Source organism: Microbispora sp. NPDC046973, assembly GCF_040644495.1.
Classification (GTDB): Bacteria; Actinomycetota; Actinomycetes; order Streptosporangiales; family Streptosporangiaceae; genus Microbispora.
In genome coordinates this window covers 342,004-352,525 of sequence record NZ_JBEYWQ010000003.1, presented here as the reverse complement: position 1 = coordinate 352,525, position 10,522 = coordinate 342,004, and the positions used below count along the sequence as shown (strand labels likewise).

The window sequence follows — 10,522 nt, the reverse complement described above, 5'->3', positions numbered from 1 at the left end:
TTCATCGCCGACTTCACCGCCGACGGCAAACCCGACATCGCCGGCGTCGACACCGCCAGCGGCAACCAGTTCTGGATCATCCCCAACACCAGCACCCCGGGCAACCCCTCACGCGGCCAAAGCATCCACCTGTCCGACGGATGGAAGACCGTCACCACCTTCATGACCGCCGACTACGACAGCGACGGCAAGACCGACCTACTCGGCCTCAACGGCACCGACCAACTCCTGGTCTGGCGCAACACCACCACCGGCGCCACCCCCTCCCTGGCCCCCTACACCAGCCTCGGCGACCAGTGGAGCACCTTCTCCCACATCCCCACCGCGCAGTAAACCGGCACCCCACTTCGCTGCGAGGCCCGGCAGGGCGCCCGGACCACCGACCGGGCGGCCTGCCGGGCCTTTCCCCGTTGCGAAGGACGACGACATGATTCTGCTCTCCGATCCCGCGATCAGCCGGATACCGGCCGAGGACTGCGGCGAAGCCCTGCTCGACCTGCGCGCCGTACAGGCGCTGCGCCTCGACGGGCGCCGGAGCCGCCGTCGACCTGCCCCTGTGTGAGACGTACGGGCGAGAGCCGTGGCTGGGCACGGAGGTCAACGACACCGACTCCGACGCCTGCCATTCCTCCGACACGACGATCTCCGCCGACGCCGTGGAACACCGCCGCCTTCTCGCAAAGGTGCTGACCGCAGTCGGCCTGGTGAACTACCCCACCAAGTGGTGGCACTGGGCCTACGGCAACCGCTACTGGTCCTACATGACCGAGGCTTCGGCCGCACGTTACGGACCGGTGACCCCGCCGGTCTATGACGGCCCGCCGAACCGCGGGGAATCCCCTCGTGCCCATCGCGCAGCGGGGTCCCGTCGTACGGGGCGGTACGGCGGCGAGCCGTCAGGGCCTGCGGCCCGCGCCGCCGTTGCGCTCGCGCCACAGTGTCAGGTGCCGGTCGGCGGCCTCCCTGGCGATGGCGGCGGAGGCGGCCGGGACCGGTTCGCGGCGCCAGTCGTCCAGCCGCCGCGCCATCCGGGCGACGAACCGCTCACCCGGGCCGGTGAGGGCGCCGCTCGTGAGAAGGGTGCCAGACACCGCGCGGGCCGCATCGCGCCACCGCGCGAACTCGGCGCCGGCGCGGACCGCGTCCTCGCCGCTCTCGTGATGCCGCTGCCGGCGCCAGAAGCCCGCCACGCCGAGGAAGGCGTACGCGCCCTGGAGCAGGCCGCCGATCGGCCGAGGGTCGTCCCGCCAGGGGGCGTAGTAACGGGCGCCGTCGTCGGGCCGGGTGAGCGGGACGATGTCCAGCAGCGCGGACAGCTTGGCGTGCTGGGTCTCGTGGGCGAGCGTGACCGCCAGCGTGTGCGGGTCCGGCGGGGTGGACAGCGCGATGCAGCCGAACGTCTCCCGCGAGGTCGCGCTGGACAGGCCCTGGTCGGGCGCGGTGAGCGGAGTGAAGACGGTGATCGCCGCGGCGACCTCGTCGGCCACGCCCGGGTGGTTGCGCGCCAGCAGGCCCCACGCCTCCTGGAGCACCCCCTGCCAGCGCCGCGTCTCCGACTCGCTCAGGCGGCTGCGCAGGTTGCCCGAGCCGGGCATCCGGTGCGGGTCGAGGTCGTCGACCAGCACCCGGAACCGCCGTCCGCCCGCCTCCGCCGACAGCGACCGCAGCCCCGCCCATCCGGGGGCCGCTCCCCCGATCCGTACGGCGACGCCCTCCACGCTCACCTCGGCTCCGTCGGGAGCGGAGTGGACCGTGGCGACGGCGTCCCCGGCCGCGCTCGCGCCGGGCAGCGTCACCTGGCCCAGAGAGGGGATGGTGACCACGCCGCCGATCACCGGCACGTCGACCTCGCAGGTCACGCCGGCCCGGATCACCGCCGCGGCAGCGACGGACGCCAACCGCTCGACGCCCTCCCCGGTGCCGACGGCGTGCCGCGCCCACGCCCCCACGGACGGGTGGCGGAGCACCGCGGCGACCGCCTCCGGATGCTGCGCCTGGACGGCGGCCAGCAGATCGTAGGCGCGCCGGGCCGCGGCCCACCGCGCGTGCCCGGCCCGCCGCGCCGCCTCCAGAACCCCTCGGACGAGCAGCAGGTGCTTGCTGTACTGGGCCGCGACCAGACAACCGACCACAGGTGCGCCTCCCGCGCCCGCGGCGAGCTCGTCGAACGCGTCGGCCGGGATCCGATGCTCTGTCAGGTGCGGTGCGGTCATCCGGGTTCCTCGAATCGGAGTTCCTTGAGACGGGCCGGGAGGCCGGCCTGGACGGCGCCATCCGGTGTATGCGCGCCGGGAGATCGGGACAGCATCGGACCGAGGGGTTGTGGAAGCCGCCGCCGTGCCGGTAGCGGTGGGCGTCGGCTCATCCGCCGGCAGCGCTCCACGCCGAGAGTCGACGGCCACTCGGGCACCGCGGATCAGCCTCCACGCTGGGGCTCTTCAGGATGCCCAGCATAGTGAGATCACGCCGTCAGCCGGAGCATTTCCCTCGCTTGCTTGAGGAGGTCGGGCGGCAGCCGGTCGAGCACGCCGTTGACCACCTGGACGGCCGCCTTGGGCGTGCCCGCCCTGATCAGCGCCTCGGCCAGCGCCAGGTGCGCCGCCATGTCGTTGGGCGCCCAGCTCAACGCGGCGGTGATGCGCTCGATCGCCTTCGCGTGGTCCCCCTGCTCCAGCCACAGCAGCCCGTCGGTCCGCAGCACCCTGGCCACGCCGTCGAACCGCTGGCGTTCCGCGTAGAGCTCGGCCGCCTCCTGGCAGTGCCGCCGCGCTGTCTCGATCTCACCGTTGGCGACGGCCACGTCCGCGAAGATCTCGGCCGCCTCGGCGCGCACCCACGACTCGCCGAGGTCGGAGGCCCGCACCGCCTCGTCGGCGAGCCGCCGGGCCTGCTCCCACTTGCGTTCGGCCAGGGCCGCCCGGGCGGCCCGCAGGTACGCCTCGGGGGAGTCGGCGCGGGAGACCGGCCGGATGAGCCGGTCGTGTGCGAGCTCATACCACCGGATGCCCCGCCGGTGCTCGGCCCGCAGGATGTGCCGGTCCTCCAGGGCCCGGGCGACCGCGTTGGGCATGCTCCGGGTCTGCTGCAGCCCCTCGTACACGATGTTGCGCGTGCCGTGCTCGGTGACGAACGTGTTGCGCAGCCAGAACCTGATCTCGCCGGCCGACATGTCGAACATCTCGGCCACCTCGGCGACCGCCCGTCTGCAGAAGTCGTACAGGAACTCCTCCACGTCGGCGTACGCGCGGGCGTGGTGCTCGGTGATCTCGACGACGTCCGGCGGCAGGGACTCCCACAGCGCGGCGCAGACGACCTGGAGCTGGACGGGCTCGACGGTGTCCAGCGTGATCTCGGACACGTGGCCCGCCTCGTCGGCGATGACGGCGGTCCGCAGGTCGTCGACGAGCAGTTCCGCGGCGGCCGGCGTGATCGTCCTGCCCGTGTCGCGCAGCGGCCCGGCCACCGCCTCGCGGGCCGCCTCGGGAGTGAACGGCCGCAGGTGGAAGCGGGCCCGCGAGCCCTGTCCGAACGGCCGCTCGTAGGGCAGGACGAGGAACAGGTACTCCTCCCGGAGGGACAGCAGCAGGTGGAGACCGGTGTGCTCCTGCACGGCGGAGGTGAGCTGCTCCAGGAGCTCCGTCCGGTCGCGTTCCCCCGCCGGCCCGCCCTGGAACATCTCCTCCGCCTGGTCGACCGCGGCGAGGATCGGCACCGGGTCGCCGTACTCGTCGGTGCGCTCGGGCCGTCTGCGCAGGAACTCCGCCACGGTCAGGCCGGCGAGCGTGCGCGGGTCCCGCTCCGGCGCCCAGCTGGACAGCAGCGCCGCCACGTACGGGTTCCCCACGGACTCGGGCGGCCGGGTCCGGGGCAGGACCCTGGCGACCGGCAGCAGGTCGACCCGGCCGGGATCGAGCCTGGGCAGCACGCCGGCCTGCAGCAGCGACGTCTTGCCCACGCCGGACGCTCCGTACAGGACGGTGAGCCCGGCCGCCCCCCACAGGGTGGCGATCTCCCGCGCCTCGCGGTCGCGGCCGTGGAACAGTGCGCTCTCGTCCCGCCGGTACGGGCGCAGCCCGACGTAGGGGCGGGCGGACGATCCGGTCGCCGTCATGTCGTCCTCAATCTGTCGAGCAGTTCCTCGAAGAAGTCCTCTGTGCTGCCGATGTAAATGGAAATGTGCCAGCCGTCGAGATAGCGCTCCATGTACTCCTCCGCCTTCTCCGCGGCCCCGGCGACCGTCTCGCTCAGCTCCGGCAGGAGCTGGACGCTGACGTGGCGCCGCCTCCGGTTCGGCGGGATCGGCCGGATCAGGCCGTGGAAGAGCACCCGGAAGTTCCAGTCCTGCAGGCTGTAGCCCACGAACAGCAGCGGGCTGGCGGTCATCGCGGCGAGCACGGGGGTGGGCAGCGGCTGGCGTACCCCCGAAGCCCGGGCGTCGACCATGTTGACCAGATACGTCAGGTAGTCGTCCTCGGTCAGGACGAGGGACGCCGGGTCGTCCCACTGGCCGTGCAGGTGGTAGACCAGCGGCCGGTCGGGCGTCGGCTCGAGCAGCGGGACCTCGTCCGCCTCGGTGTCCCACCACGTCGAGGTGCACGCCTCCGGCGACTTGCGTTCCGTCTGGCACCGCTGCAGCGCCTGGACCATGAAATCGTCGTAATTGGTCGTGACGAACGTGGGAATGGGAAATTCCGCGAGCACCGTGTGCGGGTCGAGCCCGGTCGGAGTTCTGCCGGCCCCATACTGCTTCAGATAGGCGCAGACCTCGTGCTTGAGTTCGACCGGGTCCTGGCCCACCAATGCGGCGTATTGCATCACCCGGGCCAGGTTGTCCGAATCGGCGAACGGATATTTGTACTCGTGTGCGAAATGTCGACTGAGTTCGCCGCCGGTGGGCAGGCGGCCGAAACAGGAACCGGCACCGAGAAGGGGCGTGCAATCACCTCTGCGGAGCTGCCTGACGAGCCGGTCCCAGTCCGCATCGTTCACACGTCATCCCGGGGGTCGCCGCATTGTTAGCCAATGACTGAATTATGACCCACGGCGGCGGCGAGGTGACGGAGATCGATTTGCGGGCGGTCCGGATTGGGCGTGTGGACCTGCTCAGATAGCGGACTGGAAGCCGGCGTAGGGGACCGAGCCGTCCTCCTCGACCAGACGGCGCAGGGCCGGCACGAGTACGTCGTCACCCACCTGCCCAAGTTCGCTGAGGCTCAGACCGGTCACGTCGATAAGGCCGCCACCGTACTCACTGCCGGTTATGTCGCCCATGGCACTCCTTGTCCATCAAAACCGTGGACCTCATCTTCCCACGCTCCAGGCGGGGTGCCATCAGTCTGACGCCTTGACTCTTCAATACACGAGGCGTTGCGGCCTAAGCTTTGTCCAAACCACTGAGGCCCGATCTGGGATGGCAGCGTGTCTGTTTCGCACTTCTCGGCGGACTCCGGTCGCATGCCCGCCATTTGGGGCAGAGTCCCGCAGCAGAACAAGAACTTCACGGGACGCCGGGACCTGCTCGACAGGCTGCGGGACGATCTCATGTCCGAGACCACGGCCGCCGTGCTCCCCCACGCCCTGCACGGGCTGGGCGGCGTGGGCAAGACCCAGCTCGCCATGGAGTACGCCTACCGGTACCGGCGCGACTACGACCTCGTGTGGTGGATCCCCGCCGACCAGCCGATGCTGGTGAAGTCGTCGCTCGCGGGCCTCGCCAGGGAGCTGAACCTGCCGAACGCGGCCTCTTCCGGCGTCGAGGACGCGGCCGAGGCCGTGCTGGACGCGCTGCGCCGCGGCGAGCCGTACGACAGATGGCTGCTGATCTTCGACAACGCCGACGACCCCGAGCACATCAACGACATCATCCCGCGCGGTCCCGGGCACGTGCTGATCACCTCGCGCAACCACAGCTGGCAGGGCGTCGTCGACACGGTCACCGTCGACGTCTTCGAGCGCGAGGAGAGCGTCGAGTTCCTCCGGCGCCGGGTGCCGAAGGGCATGTCGGACGAGCAGGCGGACCGGTTGGCCGAGGCGCTCGGCGACCTTCCGCTGGCGCTCGAGCAGGCGGGCGCGTTCCAGGTCGAGTCCGGCATGTCGGTCGACGAATACCTGCGGCTGCTCCGGGAGCAGACCACGCGGCTGCTCGGAGCCAACAAACCCTCCGACTATCCCCTGTCCATGACCGCCGCGTGGGCCCTGTCGGTGGCGCAGCTCAAGAAGAAGATGCCCGAGGCGGTGGAGCTGCTGCGCTGCTGCGCGTTCTTCGGGCCGGAGCCCATCCCCCGTGACCTCTTCGAGCCGCTGCCCGAGCGCTTCTCCGCCGGGTCGCGGATGGCCGCCCTGCTCGACGACCCGATCCAGGTGAGCCGGGCGGTCCGGGAGCTCGGGCGCTACGCGCTCGTCCGCATGGACTCGGAGAGCCGCACCATCCAGGTCCACCGGCTGGTCCAGGCGCTGCTGCGCGACGAACTGGACGACGCCGAGCGCGTGGCGTTCCGGCGAGAGGTGCACCTGCTGCTGGCCTCCGCCGCCGCGCCGTACGAGCCCGACGACAACCTGTCCTGGCCACGCTACGGCGGGCTGCTCGGCCACGTCACCCCCGCCGACATCGCGGGCAGCCGGGACCCCCACATCCGCGCCTTCGCCCTGGACATCGTCCGCTACCTCTACTCGTCGGGCGACTTCCTGTCGGCGCGGACGCTGGTCGAGCGGTTCATCGAACGCTGGCGGGCCGACAGCGGAGACGACGACCGATACGTGCTGGCCGCCCACCGCCACCAGGCGATCGTCATCAGGGAGCTCGGCGACATCCAGGAGTCGTTCGACCTGAACCTGCGGACGCTGGCACGGATGCGGCAGGTCCTCGGCGAGGACGACGAGGAGACGCTCCTCATCACCAACAGCCACGGGGCCGACCTGCGCTTCCGCGGCGACTTCCAGGCGGCGCTGGAGCACGACAGGGAGTCGCTGCGCAGGCACGAGGCGGTCTTCGGGCCATCCCACCGCCGGACGCTGCGCGTCATGAACAACCTGGCGCTCGACCACCTGCTGCTCGGCGACTACACGCAGGCGCGAGAGCTGCAGTCCAAGACGTTCGCCATGCAGCGGCAGCCGGGGTCGGGCTCCAGCAAGCAGAACGTGCTGTCCTCCTGGAACGGCCTGGCCCGCGTCCTGCGGCTGAACGGCGAGTACCGCCAGGCCTGCGACATCGGCGAGGACGCCTACGACTACGGCGTGCAGGAGCTGGGCCGCGAGCACCCCTGGACACTGCGCACCGCCAAGGACCTGTCGATCGCCAAACGCCGCGCCGGGCTGGTGGAGGAGGCGCTGGACCTGGCCCGGGTCACCTACGAGCTGCAGGAGCGCATCTTCGGCGTCGACCACCCCGACACCCTGGCCGCGGCGCTGTGCCTGGCCAACGCGCAGCGCGCCTCCGGGGCGATCGGCGACGCGCTCGCCCTGCTCGAGGACATGACGGCCCGCTATCCGCGCATGTACGGCGACGACCACCCGTTCAAGTACGGCTGCGACACCAACCTCGCGCTGCTGCTTCGCGTGGACGGGCAGGCGGACCAGGCCAGGGAGATCGACGCCCGGGCGCTGAAGGGCTTCGACCGCCGGCTCACCCGGGACCACCATTTCTCGCTCACCTGCGCGATCAACCTGGCCAGCGACCTCGCGGAGCTCGGCGATCCCGAGGGCGCCAGGGATCTCGGCGAGAACACGCTCGAGCGGCTACGGGCCCTGCTGGGCGAGGACCACCCGCTGACCCTCGCGGGCGCGGCCAATCTGGTCGTGGACCTGCGGACGCTCGGGGCCACCGCCGAGGCGCAAACGCTCCAGGCCGACACGTTCGACCGATACGCGCGGGTGCTCGGCACCGACCATCCCGACGCCGTGGCGACACAGGACGGCCGGCGTCTCGACTTCGACTTCGACCCGCCGGTCCTGTGATCTGGCGACCGTCTCCGGTCATGCGAGCCGTCCGGCGACGGCCCACGCGACCGGCGGCGCCTCAGCCGGACTCTTCCGGGGAGTCGAAGTGACCATACTTCTGTGGAAATCATCGGGCGAGATGGTCGCGGGAGGTGCTACCGGGCCTGCGTCCCGATCGCGCCGCGGACCGCGTCGAGGAGCGTGGCGGCTCTCCGGTCCGGTACGCCTTCCCGGATGTGGTTCATGACGTAGCCGAAGGCCAGGCCGGTCGCCGGGTCGGCGAAGCCCAGCGATCCGCCGTAGCCGGGGAACCCGAAGGCGGTCGGGCTGTACCAGAAGGCGTCGGGCGTCGGCAGGCCGAACCCGGTGGCGATCCGGACGGGCACGCGCAGGACGCGGTCCACACCGCTGACCTGCTCCGCGGTCGCCGCCGCCAGGGTGTCGGGTGAGAGGATGCGATGCCCGTCGACCTCCCCGATGAGCGCTGCGTAGAAGCGGGCCAGCGCGCGGGCGGTGCAGATGCCGTTGGTGGACGGCATCTCCGCGAGCTGCTCGGCCGGGTCGTCGTGGTTCGGCATCGGCGTGACGACCGTCATCGCCCGCATCGTCAGCGACGTGGGATCGGCATAGGCTCTCATCACCTCGCGCGCGGGCTCGGGAAGGGCCTCCAGATCGATCCCGGCCAGTGCGTCGAGGTCGATCGGGGCGGTGACGATCCGGCTGACCCGGTGCTGCTCGGATTCCGGCAGCCCGATCCACAGGTCCAGGCCGAGCGGCGCGGCGATCTCCTCGGCGAGGAACGTGCCGAGACTGCGGCCGGCCACCCGGCGGACCACCTCGCCGACCAGCCAGCCGTACGTGTGGGCATGGTAGCCGTGGTCGGTGCCCGGCTCCCAGAACGGCCGCTGGGCGGCCAGCGCGGTCACCATCGGATGCCAGGAGATCGCCTCCGCCGGAGTGACCGGGCGATCGAGCGCGGGCAGTCCGGCCTGGTGGGTGAGCAGCCAGCGGACCGGGATCCGGTCCTTTCCGCATGCCGCGAACTCCGGCCAGTAGTCGGCGACGGGCGCGTCCAGGTCCAGCTCGCCGCGCTCGGCCAGCAGGTGCGCGCAGGCGGCGGTGACGCCCTTGGTGGTGGAGAACACGACCTGCAGGGTGTCGCGCTCCCAGGGGCGGCCGGTCCCGGGGTCGGCGATCCCGCCCCACAGGTCGACGACCTTCCGGCCGTGCAGGTAGACGGCGACCGCGGCGCCCACGTCCTGCCCGCCGGCCAGATTGGCCGCGAACGCCTCACGTACCGCTTCGAATCCGGGTGCGGTCTCGCCGCCGATTCCGGGCATGCGTCATCGCCTTCGTGATGGGATTGATCGGGGAAAGTGCTATCTCCGCCAGTGCCCGATGAGCCAGGCGCAGATCTCCGGCTCGGTCATCTCGGGAAACTCTTCGGACAGCGTGACGAGCGCGCGCAGCGCCTCGTCCCGGTCCATGCCTCGCGCCGCCGCCTCTTTCAGGTATTCCTGTCGTGCGGCGGTGGGACGTCCGCCGCCCGCGCCACGGCCCGGCAGGCCGTCGCGCCACTCGACGATCTCCGCCAGCCGGTCAGGCCGCCAGCCGGGAGTTCCGTCGACCTCGACATCGGGTTCGGGGAACGGGTGCTCGGAACCGCCGGGATAGCGGGAGCGCCACTTGTGCACCGCGTGCCGGCTCACGCCCAGCGCCTCGCCGATGCCGACGACGCCGAGGTACCGCTCGGTCATGGTGCACCAACTCTGTCTGTACGGCCTCCTTCGCGGATCTCATTACTACCACGGGCACGACGAAGCCCCGCAAAGACGCTGCGTTAACTTCGTCTCTTACAGAGACGAAATTAGATCAGGAAGCGGGATGTCGTCAACAGCCCGGAAAGCCGGCGGCCCCGCCCGGACGTCCCAGGAGGGGCGTCGGCCACCGCTCAGGATCATGACTTCGCGGTCAGGCCCCGGATGAGGGTGTCCAGCGCGAGGCGGGCCAGCCGGACGGCCTCCTCCCCGGACAGCGCCTGGAGCGGCCCGTGGACGCGCAACTCGGCGAGGCCGTGAACGGTGGACCAGCACGACCACTCGGCATCGGTACGGCGAGCCGGTGCCATGACTCCCGCCCGCGTCATCTCGTCGAGGATGCCGAGCAGGATGAGGTGGGGCGGGGGCGGGCCCCCCTCCTCGACTCCGTCCGGCGGCGCCTCCTGCGAGGCGCAGGCGAGCTCGTACCAGCCGGGAGTGGACTGGGCGAACTCCACGTACGCCAGCCCGAAGGCGCGCAGCCGTTCCGTGGATCGCCGCGCGGGGCCGAGGCCGGGCGTGATCGCGTCGAGCCGGTCGACGATGGAGCGCGCGAGACGGTGCCGGGCCTCCAGCGCGACGGTGAGGACGAGCGCCCGCAGGTCGGCGAAGTGCCGGTAGGCGGCGTTGGGACTCACCCCGACCGCGCGGGTCACCTCGCGCAGGCCCAGAGCACCGGCGCCCTTGTCTCTGGCGAGGTCGAGAGCGGCCTCGATCAGGGCCGAACGCAGATTGCCGTGATGGTAGCCCGGCGAGGTTCTCTTCATGCT

The 10,522-nt window shown here is 71.3% G+C and carries 10 protein-coding genes and 1 pseudogene; 4 read left to right on the top strand and 7 right to left on the bottom strand.

All coding sequences use genetic code 11. The annotated features are described in order from the left end of the window. From ABZ860_RS08790 to ABZ860_RS08780, 3 genes and pseudogenes are all read left to right on the top strand, one after another. A partial coding sequence (locus ABZ860_RS08790; RefSeq protein ID WP_357217047.1) for a VCBS repeat-containing protein occupies nt 1-333 on the top strand: 333 nt, incomplete at its 5' end. Nucleotides 334-427: 94 nt separating this feature from the next. Next, nucleotides 428-562, top strand: a complete 135-nt coding sequence (locus ABZ860_RS08785; protein ID WP_357217044.1) for a hypothetical protein — start codon at nt 428-430, stop codon at nt 560-562. Continuing rightward, a pseudogene (locus tag ABZ860_RS08780) lies at nt 549-686 on the top strand (hypothetical protein); the annotation flags it as partial. The gene ABZ860_RS08785 and the pseudogene ABZ860_RS08780, both read left to right, overlap by 14 nt. A gap of 210 nt (nt 687-896) precedes the next feature. Here ABZ860_RS08780 and ABZ860_RS08775 read toward each other — a convergent pair. The 4 genes from ABZ860_RS08775 to fxsA form a co-directional block, all read right to left on the bottom strand. Beyond that, a complete protein-coding gene (locus tag ABZ860_RS08775; protein ID WP_357217041.1) occupies nt 897-2,213 on the bottom strand; it encodes an HEXXH motif domain-containing protein in 1,317 nt (438 codons plus the stop codon). Between the two features lie 248 nt (nt 2,214-2,461). After that, nucleotides 2,462-4,111: a tetratricopeptide repeat protein gene (locus ABZ860_RS08770; RefSeq protein ID WP_357217039.1), complete on the bottom strand. Its 1,650-nt coding sequence runs from the start codon at nt 4,109-4,111 to the stop codon at nt 2,462-2,464. Continuing rightward, on the bottom strand, nt 4,108-4,815 hold the full coding sequence (locus ABZ860_RS08765) for an SIR2 family protein (protein ID WP_357217612.1): 708 nt from the start codon (nt 4,813-4,815) through the stop codon (nt 4,108-4,110). Before ABZ860_RS08765 ends, ABZ860_RS08770 begins: the two co-directional genes overlap by 4 nt. Nucleotides 4,816-5,103: 288 nt before the next feature. After that, nucleotides 5,104-5,271, bottom strand: coding sequence for an FxSxx-COOH cyclophane-containing RiPP peptide (gene fxsA, locus ABZ860_RS08760; RefSeq protein ID WP_357217037.1), 168 nt, complete (start codon nt 5,269-5,271; stop codon nt 5,104-5,106). A gap of 147 nt (nt 5,272-5,418) precedes the next feature. Between fxsA and fxsT the strand changes: the two genes are divergently transcribed. Continuing rightward, nucleotides 5,419-7,953, top strand: a complete 2,535-nt coding sequence (gene fxsT / locus ABZ860_RS08755; protein WP_357217034.1) for an FxSxx-COOH system tetratricopeptide repeat protein — start codon at nt 5,419-5,421, stop codon at nt 7,951-7,953. Nucleotides 7,954-8,090: 137 nt separating this feature from the next. Here the strand turns inward: fxsT and ABZ860_RS08750 are convergent, their stop codons facing one another. The 3 genes from ABZ860_RS08750 to ABZ860_RS08740 form a co-directional block, all read right to left on the bottom strand. Continuing rightward, complete coding sequence (locus ABZ860_RS08750; protein WP_357217032.1) at nt 8,091-9,275, bottom strand: serine hydrolase domain-containing protein; 1,185 nt, start codon at nt 9,273-9,275, stop codon at nt 8,091-8,093. Between the two features lie 39 nt (nt 9,276-9,314). Further along, on the bottom strand, nt 9,315-9,692 hold the full coding sequence (locus ABZ860_RS08745; RefSeq protein WP_357217029.1) for a hypothetical protein: 378 nt from the start codon (nt 9,690-9,692) through the stop codon (nt 9,315-9,317). 200 nt (nt 9,693-9,892) lie between these two features. Then, nucleotides 9,893-10,519 (bottom strand): TetR/AcrR family transcriptional regulator, encoded by a 627-nt coding sequence (locus tag ABZ860_RS08740; protein ID WP_357217026.1) that lies wholly within the window; start codon nt 10,517-10,519, stop codon nt 9,893-9,895. Nucleotides 10,520-10,522 lie beyond the last annotated feature (3 nt).